Genomic DNA, 17,823 nt, shown 5'->3' on the forward strand with positions numbered 1-17,823 from the left:
GCAGCACTGAGACGCTCGCACTCAACTCGCCCCGCCCGGGGAGCTGGCCGAGGAACTCCTCGCCCGGGCGGTGACTGCCGCCCTGACACAGGGCGCGTCCTGGGCGCAGATCGGCGCACGGCTCGGGGTTCCCGATCTCTGCGCACCGGACCGCGAGTGTTCCGACCGTCAGGGGCAGGACGCGATCGTCGACCACAAAAACGCGCGACACGTGCAGCGGCTGTGCCGGGCGCTCGGGATCTCCCGCTCGGGTCCCTACAAGCACCTGGCTACTGAGCCGGCCCGGGTCGAGCGCCAGGCCGACGAGGCCACGACGGTCGCCGAGAGCCGCGCCATCCATACCGAGCAGCGCAGCGCGTACGGCGCTCCCGCCCGCATGCCGAACTCCGGTCCTGCGGACGCAGGATCAACCGCAAGCGGGTGGCCCGGCTGATGCGAATCCACCACGTCGTGGGCCGGCACCTGCGCCGCAGCAAGCGCACGACGATCGCGGACAAGTCGGCGCCAGCCGTCCCGGACCTGATCAGATAGTGGTGGATTCCCTGATCCTGGTGCGCCTGATCATCTGCCGCTCCTGATGGGGGCGCTAACCAACCCGGCGGAGCTGGCGCTGGCCGATGTCGAGTCGCAACTAACTGGCTCCGTCGCCGAGATAGGTGTTGAGAACTCGTGCAATGTCCGCCAAAGCTCGCGGCGTGGTCATGTGAATGTGCGTGGCATCGATGGGATAGTACTTGAGGGAACCGGATATGTATGGCTTCCAGCAGCTGTCGGCAAGCTCTTCGGTCATGCCGTCGGCTGCAGCGGCGGCGAAATAGACCACGTCTCCGTCGAACGCGGGGGGTTGATAATTGGCGACCAGCCGTGGCGCGTCATTGAATGATGCGACGATCCGCTTCACATGTGATGACTGGAGAAACTCGAATGCTCCAGTCCGCATGTGGATCAGTTCGGTCGCGTGTTCAGGCGACATGGGTGCTCCCGCGGCATCGAAGTCTTCGGCATCGAATCCAATCAGATCGGATAGCTCGACCAGAATGTCTCTTACGGTGAATTCTGGGGCCGCAGCCGATTCCGCTTCGCGTAACCGGCTGTCCAGCATCGCTAGCAGTGAGACCCTTTGCCCCAGATGGCGAAACCGTGTGGCTACGGCGTGGGCGATGACTCCGCCCAATGACCAGCCGAGTAGGTGATATGGGCCGTGTGGTTGCACGGCCTGGATCTCCCGGACGTACTGCTCCACCAGCTGCTCGATCGACCGGGGATGCGGGTCGTCTTCGACAAGTTCGGGGGACTGGAGCCCGTACATTCGCCGTCCCGGTTGGATATGTGGAGCCAAACCTGCGTAACACCAAGCTAATCCGCTGGCTGGGTGTATGCAAAAGATAGGGTCTGAATTCCCGGTTGATCTGATCGGCAACAGGACGTCGAACGCCGAAGGTCCGGTCGGTGCAAGATGTGTCGAATCGTCGGAGACTGCCTCGACTTTACTGGCGATCGACTCCACCGTGGAGTCAGCAAAGAGCCACGTAACTTGGATCTCGACGCCGAGAGCCTCTCGCAGCCGCGCACTGACCCGGGTGGCGAGCAGCGAGTTGCCGCCGAGGGTGAAGAAGTCGTCGTCGAGTCCGACCCGCTCGTGGCCGAGGACGTCGGCGAAGATGTCGGCGACGATTCCTTCCACGGCGGTGGTCGGTGGCCGGTACTGGGGTGTTGGTAGTACGGGTGCGGGGAGTGCGCGGCGGTCGATCTTGCCGTTGGTGGTCAGGGGTAGTGCGTCGAGGATGGTGATGGGGTTGGGCAGCATGTAGTCGGGGAGGTGTTCGGCGGCGAAGGTGTGGATGGCGGTGGGGTCGACGTGGGCGCCTGGGGTGGGCACGACGTAGGCCACCAGTTGTTCGGTGGCTGGGCCTTTGTGTACCGTCACCGCGGCGTGGGTGATGTCGGGGTGGGTGGTGAGGGTGGCTTCGATTTCGCCGAGTTCGATGCGGTGGCCGCGGATTTTGACTTGGAGGTCGCGGCGGCCGAGGAATTCGAGGGTGCCGTCGGGGTGCCAGCGGACGAGGTCGCCGGTGCGGTACATGCGTTGGCCGGGTCGGCCGTAGGGGTTGGCGACGAAGCGTTCGGCGGTCAGGGCGGGTCGGCCGTGATATCCCCGGGCGAGTTGGATCCCGGCCAGGTGCAGTTCTCCGGTCACGCCGATCGGTACCGGATGTAAGCGGTGGTCCAGTACGTAGGCGTGGCAGTTGGTCTGGGGTGTGCCGATGGGTACCACTGACTCTTCGGGCTGGGTGCAGCGATGGCAGATGACGCTGACGGTGGTTTCGGTGGGCCCGTACTGGTTCCACACCGTCGCCGGACCGAACTGCGCCAACTGCGCGACCGTCTGCCCGGACAGCATTTCACCGCCGAGGTAGACCACCTTCAGCCCACCGAGAGCGTCCGACGACCGGCTCGCCATCAGACTGGTTAGCACTGTTGGCACGGACGCCATGTGGGTGACCTTCTGAGCCCGGATGAGTTTGGCCAGGTAGTCGGGGTCGCGTTGGCCGTCGGGCCCTGCCAACACCACGCATCCGCCGACCTGCAGCGGTGCGAAGAGGTCGGGGGTGGAGGCGTCGAAGGTCACCGCGTTGCTCTGCAGGAGGCGGTCACCGGCGCGGTGATCGAACGCCTCCACCACCCACCGAACCTGATTGGTGATTGCGGTGTGAGCCACGGTCACCCCCTTCGGGCGGCCGGTCGATCCCGAGGTGAACATCACGTATGCCGTGTTCTGTGGGCGCAGTGGTGCGCGGCGGTCGGCGTCGGTCACCGGCGCCGCGGACATCCGTGACAGATCGATGGTGTCGGTGTGGAGGACCGGTACCGGGTCCGGCAGATCGATGTGGTCGTCGTGGGTGGTGGTCAGCATGCAGGTTGGTTGTGCCACTGCGAGAATGAAGTGGGTGCGTTCGGCTGGGTGGTCGGGGTCGATGGGTAGATATGCTCCACCGGCGGTGAGGGTAGCGTAGACTCCGACGACGAAGTCGAGGGAGCGGCGCATCCGCAGTGCCACGATGGTTTCCGGGCCTACTCCTTCTGTGATCAGGTGTCGGGCGAGACGGTTGACGCGTGCGTTGAACTCGGCATAGGACAGGCACCGGTCCCCATCCACCACCGCGGGCGCGTCGGGTGTGCGGGCGGCCTGCGCACCGAATATCGACACCAGTGTGTCGGTGGTTGGAGCATGATCGGTGTGGTTCCAGTCCGCGAGGATCAGCTGTTTTTCGGTGGGGTCGAGGAGATCGATGTCGCCGACCGGGCTGTCGGGATCGGCGACCGCAGCGTCGAGGAGGCGAGTGAACCGGTCGGCGAACCCGCGGACGGTGTCCTCGTCGAACAGGTCGGCTGTGTAGGTGAACGCTGCGTTCAGCCCGGTGGGTGCGCCCTTGTCATAATAACGTTCGCTGATGGTGAGGGTCAGGTCGAACTGGGTGGCGGCGTGGTCGATGTCCTCGATACGGGCGTTCAGCCCAGCCAATTCCAGTTTCGGGTGCTCCTGGTTCTGGAGGACGAGCATCACCTGGAACAGTGGGTGTCGGGTGGTCGATCGTGCCGGGTTGAGGGCCTGTACCACCCGTTCGAACGGCACGTCGGCGTGCTCGAACGCGGCCAGGTCGGTTTCCCGGACCGTCGAGAGCAGCGTGGTGAAGTTGCTGGCGCCGTCGACCGGGGTTCGCAGCACTAGTGTGTTGACGAACATGCCGACCAGGTCGTCGAGGGCTGGGTCGCCGCGGCCGGCGACAGGGGTGCCGATCGCGACATCGCCGGTGCCCGACATCCGGGCCAGGAACACCGCGAATGCGGTGTGCAGCATCATGAACAACGTCGCGGAGTGTTCTCGTGCGATCTCAATGAGCGAGAGGTGGGTCTCTGCGCCGAGTGTAAACGCGTGTGTCCGTCCACGGTGCGACACCATGGGCTGGGTGCGGTCACGCGGCAATTCGAGCTGATCCGGTAGCCCGGTGAGTGTGGAACGCCAGTAGGTCAGCTGCTGTGCGAGCACCGAGTTCGGGTCGTCGTCGGACCCGAGGAGTTCGCGTTGCCACAGGGTGTAGTCGGGGTACTGAACCGCTAGCGGTGGCCACGAGGGCGGGTGTCCGCCTGTGCGGGCCGTGTAGGCGGCCATGAGATCCCGGGCCAGCGGGGCGATCGAGGAGCCGTCGGCGCAGATGTGGTGCAGCACCACGGCGAGCACATGCTGATCGTCGGCTGTCTCGAACAAGGCGGCCCGCACCGGCACCGATTCTGTGACATCGAACTCGGCCGAGGCCATCGCGGTCAGCCGCGCGGCGAGTTCGTTCTCGGTCACGGCGGCGGTGACGAATCCGCCGCTGACCTCTGCCGCCGGGACAACCACTTGGTGCGGGCCGGTGTCGGATTCGGGGTAGATCGTCCGCAGGGTCTCATGTCGGTCCACGACGTCGCCGAGAGCCGCGCTCAGCCCGGCCGCGTCCATGGTTCCCGACAGGCGCAGGGCGAATGGGATGTTGTAGACCGGTGAGTGTGGGTCGAATCGGTTGAGGAACCAGATCCGTTGCTGTGCATACGATAGCGGTATGTGTTCGGGCCGGGTCCGCGGCAGCAGCGGTGCGCGTGCGCTTGTAGCCGTCCGGGACTCGAGCCACTTCGACAGTGCCTGCACCGACGACGCCTCGAACAACACCCGCATCGGCACCCGCACATCCAACGTCACACCCAGCCGCGACACCGCTTGCGTCGCAAGCAGCGAGTTGCCGCCGAGGGTGAAGAAGTCGTCGTCGAGTCCGACCCGTTCGCGGCCGAGGACATTGGCGAACACCCCGGCAACGACACCCTCCACCACCGTCATCGGCGCCCGGTATTGTGGCGCCGGCAACACCGGTACCGGCAACGCCCGCCGATCCACCTTCCCACTCGCCGTCAACGGCAACCGATCGACGACGGTTATCGGCGAGGGCACCATGTAGTCGGGGAGGCGGTCCGCGACCATCGCGCGGACACGAGCCGGGTCGAGGTGGGCGCCGTCACGGGAGACGACGTAGCCGACCAACCGGTCCCCGGTGTGGTGATCGTGGTGCACCGCGGCGGCAGCCTGGGTGACGTCGGGATCAGCCGCCAGAGTTGCTTCGATTTCGCCGAGTTCGATGCGGTGGCCGCGGATTTTGACTTGGAGGTCGCGGCGGCCGAGGAATTCGAGGTTGCCGTCGGGGTGCCAGCGGACGAGGTCGCCGGTGCGGTACATGCGTTCGCGGGGTGGGCCGTAGGGGTTGGCGACGAAGTGTTCGGCGGTCAGTCCGGGCGCGCCGTGATAACCCCGCGCCAGCTGCACCCCAGCCACATACAACTCGCCCACCACCCCTACCGGCACCGGATGCAAGCGGCGGTCCAACACGTAGGCGTGGCAGTTGGTCTGGGGTGTGCCGATGGGTACCACTGACTCTTCGGGCTGGGTGCAGCGGTGACAGATGACGCTGACGGTGGTTTCGGTGGGCCCGTACTGGTTCCATACCGTTGCCGGACCGGACTGGGTCAATCGCGTCACCGTGCGCCCGGACAGTGTTTCACCGCCGAGGTAGATCACCCGCACACTGCGGAGAACGTCGGGTGGTCGGCTGGCCATCAGGGCGGTCAGTACGGTCGGTACCGAGGACATGTGGGTAATCGCCTGGGTGTGAATGAGTTCGGCGAGGTAGTCGGGGTCGCGTTGGCCGTCGGGCCCTGCCAACACCACGCATCCGCCGACCTGCAGCGGAGCGAAGAGGTCGGGGGTGGAGGCGTCGAAGGTCACCGCGTTGCTCTGCAAAAGACGGTCACCGAAGCCGTAATCTGACGCAACCCACTGCACCTCGTTGGCGATCGCGCTGTGGGCCACGGTCACTCCCTTCGGGCGGCCGGTCGATCCCGAGGTGAACATCACGTATGCCGTGTTCTGTGGGCGCAGTGGTGCGCGGCGGTCGGCGTCGGTCACCGGCGCCGCGGACATCCGTGACAGATCGATGGTGTCGGTGTGGAGGACCGGTACCGGGTCCGGCAGATCGATGTGGTCGTCGTGGGTGGTGGTCAGCATGCAGGTTGGTTGTGCCACTGCGAGAATGAAGTGGGTGCGTTCGGCTGGGTGGTCGGGGTCGATGGGTAGATATGCTCCACCGGCGGTGAGGGTAGCGTAGACTCCGACGACGAAGTCGAGGGAGCGGCGCATCCGCAGTGCCACGATGGTTTCCGGGCCTACTCCTTCTGTGATCAGGTGTCGGGCGAGACGGTTGACGCGTGCGTTGAACTCGGCATAGGACAGGCACCGGTCCCCATCCACCACCGCGGGCGCGTCGGGTGTGCGGGCGGCCTGCGCACCGAATATCGACACCAGTGTGTCGGTGGTTGGAGCATGATCGGTGTGGTTCCAGTCCGCGAGGATCAGCTGTTTTTCGGTGGGGTCGAGGAGGTCGATGTCGCCGACCGGGCTGTCGGGATCGGCGACCGCAGCGTCGAGGAGGCGAGTGAACCGGTCGGCGAAGCCGCGGACGGTGTCCTCGTCGAACAGGTCGGCTGTGTAGGTGAACGCTGCGTTCAGCCCGGTGGGTGCGCCCTTGTCATAATAACGTTCGCTGATGGTGAGGGTGAGGTCGAACTGGGTGGCGGCGTGGTCGATGTCCTCGATACGGGCGTTCAGCCCAGCCAATTCCAGTTTCGGGTGCTCCTGGTTCTGGAGGACGAGCATCACCTGGAACAGTGGGTGTCGGGTGGTCGATCGTGCCGGGTTGAGTGCCTGTACCACCCGTTCGAACGGCACGTCGGCGTGCTCGAACGCGGCCAGGTCGGCTTCCCGGACCGTCGAGAGCAGCGTGGTGAAGTTGCTGGCGCCGTCGACCGGGGTTCGCAGCACTAGTAGCGTGTCGCTGCTTAGTTCTGCCTTGTTTCGTTTAAGTTGGAGGCGGCAGACTTCCCCTTCCCCTCTGCCGGTCAGGACCGTTGTCAATGCCTTCGCAGAAGAAGCGTCCGGTGACGTTGAGCTCGGCTGATCGTGAGTTCTTGGAACGGTTGACCACGACCGGGGTGCATCCGGCTTCGATGATCCGGCGGGCCCGGGTGTTGCTGGCGCTGGACACCTCGGTCGGGGCGGTCGATGAGAAGAAGGTGATCGCGGCACGGTTGGGGGTCTCGGGTGAGACGGTGCGACTGGTGGCCAAGCGGTTCGCTGAGACCAGTCAGGACGTGGAGGCCACGATCGGGCGCAAGCAGCGCGACCTGCCACCGGTGCCGTCGCAGATCACCGGCGAGATCGAGGCCAGGTTGATTGCGTTGGCGTGCACACAGCCCCCGGCGGGACATGCCCGGTGGTCGCTGCGACTGCTGGAGAAGCACGTCGCCCTGATCGACGACATCCCCGACCTGGACCACTCGACCATCGGCCGGATTTTAAAAAAACGAAACTTCGTCCTCACCTGAAGAAGTGCTGGACCATCCCACCAAAGGCGAACGCGGAGTTCGCAGCCCGGATGGAAGATGTCCTGTCGGTCTACGCCCGCCCCCACAACCCCTCTCGCCCGGTGGTGTGCATGGACGAAAAGCCCTACCAGCTCCTCGCTCACGTGCGTGACCCGCTCCCTGCAGGCCCGGGACGCGATCTGAAGGAGGACTCCGAGTATGTGCGGCACGGGACCTGTTCGATCTTCTGCTGGGTCGAGCCTCTGGCCGGCTGGCGGCGTGTCGATGCCCAGCCCCGGCGCACCAAGATCGACTGGGCTCGGCAGGTCAAAGAGCTTCTGTGCGTGGACTACCCGGACGCGGAGACGGTGGTGCTGGTGATGGACAACCTCAATACTCACGGCATCGGATCGCTCTACGAGGCCTTCGAGCCGGCCGAGGCGTTCGCGCTCGCGCAGCGACTCGAGATCCACCACACCCCCAAACACGGCTCGTGGCTCAACGTCGCCGAGATCGAGCTCTCTGTGCTGACCCGCCAGTGTCTGGACCGGCGCATCGAGGACCTCGAGACCCTGGGCGCCGAACTCGCCGCCTGGCAACGACAGACCAACGCCGATCAACGCCAGGTCCAGTGGCACTTCACCACCGACGACGCCCGCATCAAACTCCGCCACCTATATCCCAACACTTAGCCGCGACAGTCTACTAGTGTGTTGACGAACATGCCGACCAGGTCGTCGAGGGCTGGGTCGCCGCGGCCGGCGACAGGGGTGCCGATCACGATATCGCCGGTGCCCGACATCCGGGCCAGGAACACCGCGAACGCGGTGTGCAGCACCATGAACACGGTCGCGGTGTGCTGTCGTGCTAGTGCGGCTGCCGCGCCGTGGGTGCGTGCGTCGATGGTGAACGTGTGTGTTCGTCCACGGCGGGTGACGGCAGGCCGTGTTCTGTTCCCGGGCAGCTCGAGCTGTTCCGGTAGACCATCCAAAGTCGTGCGCCAGTAGGTCAGCTGCTGTGCGATCGACGAATCGGGGTCGTCCTCGGACCCGAGGAGTTCGCGTTGCCACAGGGTGTAGTCGGCGTACTGGACCGCCAGCGGTGGCCACGATGGCGGGTGTCCGCCAGTGCGGGCCGTGTAGGCGGCCACGAGATCCCGGGCCAGCGGGGCGATCGAGGAGCCGTCGGCGCAGATGTGGTGCAGCACCACGGCGAGCACATGCTCATCGTCGGCCGTCTCGAACACGGCGGCCCGCACCGGCACCGATTCTGTGACATCGAACTCGGCCGAGGCCATCGCGGTCAGCCGCGCGGCGAGTTCGTTCTCGGTCACGGCGGCGGTGACGAATCCGCCGCTGACCTCCGCCGCCGGGACAACCACTTGGTGCGGGCCGGTGTCGGATTCGGGGTAGATCGTCCGCAGGGTCTCATGTCGGTCCACGACGTCTGCGATCGCTGCCAGCAGTGCGGCCGTGTCCATGGTTCCCGACAGGCGCAGGGCGAATGGGATGTTGTAGACCGGTGAGTGTGGGTCGAACCGGTTGAGGAACCAGATCCGTTGCTGTGCATACGATAGCGGGATGTGTTCGGGCCGGGTCCGCGGCAGCAGCGGTGCGCGTGCGCCCGTAGCCGTCCGGGACTCGAGCCACTTCGACAGTGCCTGCACCGACGATGCCTCGAACAACACCCGCATCGGCACCCGCACATCCAACGTCACACCCAGCCGCGACACCGCTTGCGTCGCAAGCAGCGAGTTGCCGCCGAGGGTGAAGAAGTCGTCGTCGAGTCCGACCCGCTCGTGGCCGAGGACGTCGGCGAAGATGCCGGCGACGATTCCTTCCACGGCGGTGGTCGGTGGCCGGTACTGGGGTGTTGGTAGTACGGGTGCGGGGAGTGCGCGGCGGTCGATCTTGCCGTTGGTGGTCAGGGGTAGTGCGTCGAGGATGGTGATGGGGTTGGGCAGCATGTAGTCGGGGAGGTGTTCGGCGGCGAAGGTGTGGATGGCGGTGGGGTCGACGTGGGCGCCTGGGGTGGGCACGACGTAGGCCACCAGTTGTTCGGTGGCTGGGCCTTTGTGTACCGTCACCGCGGCGTGGGTGATGTCGGGGTGGGTGGTGAGGGTGGCTTCGATTTCGCCGAGTTCGATGCGGTGGCCGCGGATTTTGACTTGGAGGTCGCGGCGGCCGAGGAATTCGAGGGTGCCGTCGGGGTGCCAGCGGACGAGGTCGCCGGTGCGGTACATGCGTTGGCCGGGTGGGCCGTAGGGGTTGGCGACGAAGTGTTCGGCGGTGTGTGCGGGCTGGTTCTGGTATCCGCGGGCGAGTTGGATCCCGGCCAGGTGCAGTTCTGCGGTCACGCCGGTGGGGACGGGGCGGAGTCGGTCGTCGAGGACGTAGGCGTGGGTGCCGCGGATCGGGCCGCCGATGGTGACCGGGCCGCCGGGTGGCAGTGGTCCGCTGCAGTTGCTCATCACGGTCGTCTCGGTGGGGCCGTAGCCGTTGAAGAAGCGGCGGGGGGCGTGGGTGCGGGAGGTGTCGGTGTTTGTGGCCCAGCGGGTGAGCAGGTCGGGGGTGCAGGCCTCGCCGGCCGAGAGGACGGTGTGCAGGGTGTGGAGGTGGGTGGGGTCCATCGTGGCCAGTGCGGCCGGTGTGATCACGGCGTGGGTGACGTGGTTGTGGTGGAGGAGTTGGGTGAGTTCGTCGCCGCCGAAGACGGTGGGTGGGGCGATGACCATGGTGGCGCTGGATCCGGCGGCGAGGAGCAGTTCGAAGACCGAGGCGTCGAAGCTCGGTGATGCCACGGCCAGGGTGCGGGAGTCGGGGGTGGTGGTGAATCGTTCGCGTTGTTCGGCGGCAAGGTTGGCCAGCCCTTGGTGGGTGACGGCGACGCCTTTGGGGGTGCCGGTGGAGCCGGAGGTGTAGAGCAGGTAGGCGGTGTTGGTGGTGTGCAGGGGTCGGAGTCGGTCGTCGTCGGTGATCGGACCTGAATCCATGGTGTTGCATCGGGTTTCGAAGTCGGGGGTGTCGATGACGAGCCACGGCAGTGGTCCGGGCAGGGTTGTGGCGTGTGGGGTGGCGGTCAATCCGAGTGCGGCTCGGGAGTCCGAGAGCATGTGGGTGATGCGGTCTTTCGGGTAGTTCGGGTCGATCGGGAGGAACGCGGCGCCGGTTTTGGTGGTCGCCCAGACTGCGAGGACCGCGTCGGGGGAGCGGGGCAGTGCGATGGCGACGGTGTCTTCGGTGCCGATGCCTTCGGCGATGAGGATCCGTGCCAGCTGGGAGGATGCGGTGTCGAGTTGTTGGTAGGACAGGTGGTGGTCTTCGTATAGCACCGCGGGTGTGGTGCGGTCGTGTGTGGCGGCGGTGGTGAGCAGTTGGGGCAGTGTCGTGGCGGGGTGTTCGGGGCCGCCGGTGCGGTCGAGCAGGTTCCGTCGTTCGTCGGCGTCGAGGATGTCGAGGTCACCGACCCGACACCCCACATCGGCAGAAAGGAAGCGTTCGAGAAAGGACAACAAGCGGTGGTGATGACGATCGAGAACGTCGCCGTCGTACAGGCTCGGGTTGGCCTGGAAGTCGATGTGCGTCGTGGTGCCCCCCACGCTCGGGTAGATGTTGACGAAAAGATCGTCGACGAGCCCGGAGGTCAACACATGTAGTCGGCCCAAGTGGGGGCCCAGCCGGATCTCACGGTCGGCCGGCATGATGTTGAGAGTCGGACCAAACGAGCGAATTCGGCTGATGTCCCTGCCGAGATCGCGGCAGATGTCCTCGCGCCGGTACCGCTGCCGTCGCAGCGCCCCGGTCAACTCGAGCTGGGCGGACTTGATCAGTGTCCCGATCGTCACGTCCGGGCCCACCTCGAGTTGTAGCGGTACGACATTGGCCACCATCCCACCTGAGCGTCGCAGCGGTGCGGTCGTTCGGGCCGAAACCGGCAGACTGAGTACGATGTCCGATCTGCCTGTCATCCGGCACAGGTAGCCGGCAAGAGCAGCGACCAAGACCGGCGCCGCACTCGAGTTGTGCTTCGCGACGACCGACTCGAGCATTGAGGCTACGTCGTGTGACAAGGCCGCGCTGGCCACTCGCGGATGCGCCTTGACGGGCGCCGACCGCCCGGCCAGGCTCGCAGGCTCCGGCAGTCCCATGGTCCGTTCCGCCCAGTACCGCCGATCCTCTTCGAAGCGATCCGAGTTCCGGTAGGCAGCATCGAGTTCAACGATCTGCGCGAGGTCCAGCACGCGGAGCGGCGGGGCGTCGACACCGGCAACTGCGGCCGAATACAACTCGGCAATACGCTGCACCAGATTCATGGCGCCGTAGCCGTCGAGCGCGATGTGGTGAATGCGTGAGTACCAGTAGTGGTGCCGGTCACCGATCCGGAGAATGGCCGAGACTGCGAGCGCATCCCGGAGGAGGTCTATCGGGGTGCTGAACTCCCGGCGCATCCACTGCTGCGCGGCGACCCTCGGGTCGTTCTCCGCGCGAAAGTCGATTCGCCGGAGCCCGTCGTCGGAAGAATCGTCGACCAGTTGATACAGCTCACCGTCGTGATCGACCAGGCGTAAGAACCCCGAACCGAACTCCCTGGCGGCGACGCGACTGGTCGCCTCGAGTAAATCGATATCCAACTCGCCGAAGACCTCGACGTACTGCGCGATCGTGATCGGGAGCTCGCCGGCCAGTTGCTGGGCGAACCAGATGCCCTTTTGCGCGGCAGACAAACGGCACGCCTTCGACGGAAGACGGTTCCCCGAGCGCTTTTCAACTCCTGGAACCCGTGGCGGGACGGCGTCCACGACTGTTCTCCGATCTGCTCTTTGCGCCAGGATGCGTGCAGGGGTTGGGCTCGGGCCCGACCTCGGTGTGTTGGGGCGGCATCGAGGTCCGCGCGCAGGTGGTGTAGATCGCTTCTCCGGCGTGGTCGAAATATGTTGCCACGTTGGCGAAGCACTTGTTCTCGTCGAGTAGTGCGAGCACTGTCGTGTAGCGGTCGGGACGGTGCTCGACGACGAGGTTGCCGCCCGCGTGCAGGAGCCGTGCCGCCGCAACAATGGTTTGCCGGGCGAGCTTCAACCCCTCTGTACCACCGACCAAGGCCCCTCGGTGGTACTCGCTGCGCTGCAAGGGAAATTCGTTGTCGTCGGGAATGCACGGTGGACGTGCGAGGACCAGATCTGCCGTTCCGTCCAGGCCGGACAACAGATTGGGCGCGGTGACGGCGGCTTCGTGAAGCACGATCGGGCTCCCACCGAGGCGGATCTGACGTTCGATGTTGCGTCGCGCCACGTTCAGGGCTGCCGGATCCACATCCACGGCGTGTACACCGGCATCGGCTCGGGCATGCGCGATCGCCAGGGCGATTGCTCCGGAACCGGTGCACAGGTCCACGACCACTGGAGCCGTGATACGTGAAATATCGGCGAGGGCCTCGGCAAGTACAAGTTCGGCATTTGCCTGGGGCGCCGGCATACCGGGGCGGACCCATACCTCTACACCGCCCACTTCGGCCCGCGAGAGTCGCCCGGCTCGATCGATGGTGTCACTCGAGGTCGGCGGACCAACGTGGTGGGCGAGGGCGGGCGATCTGCCGGCGCTGATCGTGAGGGCCCTGCGCATGGCGGCCGCCTTGACCAGGGTCTCGATGAACTCTTCGTCGGGGTCGGACAACGCGACGATGGCGCCCCCGATCCCGAAGCTCACTGTCCCGCGCCGGGACACCATGGTTCGGATGACGATGCTGAGGTCGGCGGTGCCGTTGATCGACAGCCAGCCGAGGGCGCCCGAGTACACCCCTCGCGGCCCCTCCTCCAGCCGATCGATGATTTCCATGGTGCGTAGCTTCGGTGCTCCGGTCATCGAGCCACCCGGGAAGCAGGCACGCACACACTCGACCGCAGTCGCGTCACTGCGCAGCGTCCCCCGAACCGTCGACACGAGCTGATGGACCGGTGCGTAGGTTTCGACGTCGAACAATCGCGGTACGTGCACCGAACCGGGAGTGCAGACCCGTGAAAGATCGTTGCGCACGAGGTCGACGATCATGAGGTTCTCGGCCCGATCCTTTTCGCTCGTCAGAAGGTCCTGGCGGAGCGCGTCGTCCGTGGCAGCGGTTGCACCCCGCGGTCGGGTGCCCTTGATCGGTTTGGACTCCACGACCCGGTCGGCGCCCACGCGCAGAAACCTCTCGGGGGAGGCGCTGAGTATGTCCGCCGCCTCGAACCTCAGGAGTGCTGCGTACGGCACTGGCGTGATGGATCGGAGGTAGGCAAAGGTTTCGACGGGGTCTATATCGACATCGATCTGGGCGTGGTTCGTCAAGCACACTTCGTACGTTTCGCCGACCCGAATGTTCTCCAAACAGGTGCGGATCTTGTTGAGGTAGGTTTCACGGTTGTGGCGCAGCGTCATGCGCGGGTCTGCCGCCGACCTGATGAGCGGCCGGGCGGGAAGCGCATCGTCGGTCGTGACGGGCATCCGGTTGATTACCCGCGCCGTACGGCGCATCCAGTCGCGGGTTCCGGGTTCGTGTGCCTGCTCGCTGAGCGCCAGTAGGTAGCAGCTGCCGTCGACATGGTCGATCACGACTGCGCGGTCGGCGAATACCAGGGCCGCATCGGGTGTGTCCGCGGAGTGTTGTGCACTGCCGTCGGCTTCGGCTTTCAACTCGTAGCCCAGGTAGCCCACGTAGCCCAGATTGAATGAGAACGGCAGGTCAGGTGATCGCGGCACCGCGCGGATCCGCAACTGTTCGTCGAGGTAGTCGAAGAATCGCACGCGTCGTTTGTCGGCCGGAACGCCGGAACGGTGCACTAGGACGGTGCCGTCCGTTACGTCGTAGGTAACGTACTCGGCGCGTGGACCAGATGCGTCACCCATGATGGTGAAGCGGGCGTCCGATTCCACGGCGGAGCTGCCATCGAGCCAAAAACTGTCGGGGCTGTCTGCGAACAGGCGCTCATACACCATCTGTGGGTCGACTCGCCGATCTATCCGTCGTGTTTCGACCACGTATGGAGATAGGGTCCGCCGCCGACGTCGTGGCTTCGGGACGGATCCCTTCCGGTGGGTCGGGGTGAGGTCGCGGAAGTTGGCGAGGAGTTCATGTCCATGATCGGTGCAGACCGACTCCGGATGAAATTGCAACCCCCACAGTGGGCGCAGACGGTGCCTTACCCCCATAAGAACCCCGTCGGATGTCCACGCAGTCGCCTCCAGCTCAGCGGGGAGATCTTCGACGGCGAGAGAGTGGTACCGAACGACCGACAGAGGCGAGGGGAGACCCGCGAACAATTCCCTCTGGTCGTGAAATATCTCTGAGTTGCGACCGTGCCTCGGCTCTGGAGCCAAGACGACATGCGCACCGAACAGTTGGCATAAACCCTGGTGACCGAGGCACACTCCTAGTGTGGGAAGCCCACCCTGGAGAATGGCCCGCGAGCTGATGCCGAAGTCGCGTTCGATTGCGGGACGACCGGGCCCCGGAGAGATCACGATGTTGTCGAACTCGGCCAGGTCGATCGCACACCAGTCCACGTCGTTGCGCACCACCGTCGGCGGGCACCCGTTGACGTCGCTGAGAAAGCTGTAGAGGTTGTATGTGAAGGAATCGTAATTGTCGATCAACAACGTCTTGGTAAACATCGTTCGCCCGGCTCTCGGCGCGTGAGGGATGCGACACTGCGTTGTCTCTCGCCGGTGCAACGACTTGATGAGGTCCCTCGAACTTGTTGCAGGAGAATTCGTCTGAGCGTGCACCCTGTGGCGCCCTCCTCCAGCACGGGGAGCTCGTGTGATTCACCGACTGGAGGCGATACGGCCGACGTTGTGGAATGAGGCGCCATGCCGTGAAGTCCGCCCGTCCCGGCGGTGCGGATGATTGCCACCAAGACCTCTCGACGCGTCGGCCCAGTCGGGAGGCTCCGCTACCTGCGGAAAACCGACTATCCGCGCATTAGTGCCGGCGATGCCCGCTCGTGCATTCCTGCTGACGAGCCCGTTGAGGAGCAACAGGATATTTGTACCGTCGATAGGCTGGGTCTGGTGGACATGATCAATCCTTAGAAGGGCTAATTAGCCTGTCTATCAACGCAATCCGCCCAGACCCCGACACGCCGCGCGATGCGCGCACTCCACCTTAAGTCACGAAAGTCCGTGGAAGCAAGATCGCCCAGTCGGCAGTGGTGCACAGAGCAAGTGGTCGGTTTTATGCACCCGGTACATCACATCTCAAAACACCCTCCGTCGCGGAGTGGCCATCGACAGCAGCCGCTTCTGCGCTGCCCGCATACCCCTTCCGGGCTGCGCGGGAGTGGTGTCCCAACCGACGAAGTGGAATCGAGGTGGAACCGGGTCGACGAGCGCTCTCGCCAGCGTGGGGGCGAGGCGGTACCGCGCCGCGTGCCTGATTCCGCCGCGATGTGGTCGATGGTCACGACGGTGGCGACACCGGCGGCCAGGAAGCGCCGGAGTCGGTGCGTTCGGCGATCATGCCGAAATCCGCGCCACCACCATCGTCGGGCAGTGCAGATGAAGTCGGACGTCCCAGCCGGTATTTCGGGCGTCCCAATTTCGTAAAGAGTGAGCTTAGTGTGCAGACCGCACAACGTTTCTCGGTTCCTACTGACAAAGCGCTGGCCGCGGGTGCACCCGCCACTGTCGAGAGGGTGACGTCTCGTTCTATTCGGTGTCGGTGGGGTGTTCCCGTGCGGCGTCGAGGACCTTCTCGCGCATCCATACATCGATGCGTTGGCCGGCCTTGGCGGCCGCGACTGCGCACGACGTGTGTTCGGTGTCGGTCAACCTGATGCTGGTGAGATTCGTCGGTCCTACCGTCTCCGGTGCCCGCTGGGACGCGGCGGTGCGCCGAAGGATGTGCTGGCGCAGTTGGTCGACGTCCATCGATCCGTTCTCGACGAGTAGCCGAGCGCCGGTTGCTTCGCTGTCGTGGAGGAGGGCTAGCAGCAATACCGTTCAGTTAGTGATGGTTGCGATACGATGAGGTGTGCCTCGGAGTGGATGGGTGAAGCCGGTCTCGGATCGGCGGTTGTCGGATGTGGTGTCGGTGGGGTTGCTGACCAGGGTGTTTCCCGCGTCCTTGGTCGATGAGGTGATCGCGGAATGCGGTCGCAGGGAGCAGCGAAGTCGCACGTTGACCGCTCGCGTGACGGCGTACTTCTCGATCGGCATGGCATTGAATTCGCAAGGCTCCTACGAGGAGGTCTTCGAGCAGCTCACCGACGGTTTGTCGTGGTCGTCGGGATGGTCACAGTCCTGGTCGTCGCCGACGAAATCGGCCATATTTCAGGCCCGTTCACGTCTGGGATACGAACCGGTGCGGGAGCTGTTCCGCCGTGTCGCACGACCTCTCGCCGACACGGGTACACCAGGATCCTGGCTCGCCGGGCGCCGGTTGGTGGCCCTCGACGGGACCTGCCTCGACCTGCCCGACACCCCGGCCAACGCCGAGCATTTCGGGCGGCCGGGATCGAGTCGCGGCGAGCAGTCCGCGTTCCCGCAGGCGCGGTTGGTGGCGGTCGCCGAGTGCGGCACCCACGCGGTCTTCGACGCCGCGATCGGATCGTGCCGCACCTCCGAGCGGGAGCTGGCGCACGATCTGATGGACACCCTCGAACCCGGGATGCTGCTGCTCGCCGACCGCGGCCTGTACGGATTCGACATGTGGACCCGGGCCGCCGCCACCGGCGCCGACCTGCTGTGGAGGGTCAAATCGACCCTCTCGCCTCGGCACCTCGAGACCCTCGACGACGGATCCTGGCTGGCGCAGATCATCCCCACCTCCGGAAAGAATCGGCGGCAACGAACACCGCTCACGGTGCGCGTCATCGACTACACCCTCGACGACGGGCGGGAGAACCCCGAGCAGTACCGGCTGCTGACCACGATCCTCGACCCCTCCGATGCACCTGCCGAAGAGTTGGCCCTCGCCTACGCCCAACGCTGGGAAATCGAGAACACCCTCGACGAACTGAAAACCCATCAGCGCGGACCACGCGCCGTGCTGCGGTCGAAATCCCCACCATTGGTGCAGCAGGAAATCTGGGGGCACCTGTGCTGCCACTACGCCATCCGCACGCTCATGCTCGATGCCGCGACCGCCGGCGGTCACGACCCCGACCGGGTCTCCTTCGTCGCCGCCTTGCGGATCGCCCGACGATCCCTGTCCCACAGCTCTTTTTCCCCCTCATAACCACAACGCTGCCACGAGATTGTGGAACCACGGCATCGACAAACTATTGCGCCGAATCAACCCCGCACGCCGCCACCGCGCCAACCCCCGGGTCGTCAAACGCAAAGTCCTCAAGTGGGCAGCCAAACGCGCACACCATCAACACCATCCACAACCCACCCAGCCGCC

7 protein-coding genes and 1 pseudogene are annotated in these 17,823 nt (G+C 65.3%); 4 read left to right on the top strand and 4 right to left on the bottom strand.

Annotated features, from left to right (window positions below; translation table 11 throughout):
• Nucleotides 1–6: 6 nt before the first annotated feature.
• Nucleotides 7–525 (top strand): annotated as a pseudogene (locus CJ179_RS54130) (IS3 family transposase); the annotation flags it as partial.
• A 106-nt stretch (nucleotides 526–631) separates the two neighbouring features.
• Here CJ179_RS54130 and CJ179_RS33150 read toward each other — a convergent pair.
• Nucleotides 632–6,904, bottom strand: coding sequence for a non-ribosomal peptide synthetase (locus tag CJ179_RS33150; protein ID WP_179377715.1), 6,273 nt, complete (start codon nucleotides 6,902–6,904; stop codon nucleotides 632–634).
• Nucleotides 6,905–6,996: 92 nt separating this feature from the next.
• Between CJ179_RS33150 and CJ179_RS52225 the strand changes: the two genes are divergently transcribed.
• Entirely contained in the window at nucleotides 6,997–7,467 is a 471-nt protein-coding gene (locus tag CJ179_RS52225; protein ID WP_095863992.1) for a helix-turn-helix domain-containing protein, read from the top strand.
• Nucleotides 7,356–8,138: an IS630 family transposase gene (locus CJ179_RS50765; RefSeq protein ID WP_218834851.1), complete on the top strand. Its 783-nt coding sequence runs from the start codon at nucleotides 7,356–7,358 to the stop codon at nucleotides 8,136–8,138. The genes CJ179_RS52225 and CJ179_RS50765 overlap by 112 nt, the downstream gene beginning before the upstream one ends.
• On the opposite strand, the gene CJ179_RS33165 is transcribed toward CJ179_RS50765, so the two are convergent.
• The 3 genes from CJ179_RS33165 to CJ179_RS33175 form a co-directional block, all read right to left on the bottom strand.
• Complete coding sequence (locus CJ179_RS33165) at nucleotides 8,135–12,169, bottom strand: non-ribosomal peptide synthetase (RefSeq protein WP_179377716.1); 4,035 nt, start codon at nucleotides 12,167–12,169, stop codon at nucleotides 8,135–8,137. The two genes, CJ179_RS50765 and CJ179_RS33165, sit on opposite strands and share 4 nt — an antisense overlap.
• 40 nt (nucleotides 12,170–12,209) lie before the next feature.
• Nucleotides 12,210–15,089, bottom strand: coding sequence for an aminodeoxychorismate synthase component I (gene pabB, locus CJ179_RS33170; RefSeq protein ID WP_095864232.1), 2,880 nt, complete (start codon nucleotides 15,087–15,089; stop codon nucleotides 12,210–12,212).
• 1,035 nt (nucleotides 15,090–16,124) lie between these two features.
• Nucleotides 16,125–16,412 (bottom strand): hypothetical protein, encoded by a 288-nt coding sequence (locus CJ179_RS33175; RefSeq protein ID WP_143548942.1) that lies wholly within the window; start codon nucleotides 16,410–16,412, stop codon nucleotides 16,125–16,127.
• A gap of 37 nt (nucleotides 16,413–16,449) precedes the next feature.
• On the opposite strand from CJ179_RS33175, the gene CJ179_RS33180 reads away from it, so the two are divergent.
• Complete coding sequence (locus tag CJ179_RS33180) at nucleotides 16,450–17,655, top strand: IS4 family transposase (protein ID WP_095864201.1); 1,206 nt, start codon at nucleotides 16,450–16,452, stop codon at nucleotides 17,653–17,655.
• The last annotated feature ends 168 nt before the right edge of the window (nucleotides 17,656–17,823 follow it).

The organism is Rhodococcus sp. ACS1 (genome assembly GCF_002300155.1).
Lineage (GTDB): Bacteria > Actinomycetota > Actinomycetes > Mycobacteriales > Mycobacteriaceae > Rhodococcus_F > Rhodococcus_F koreensis.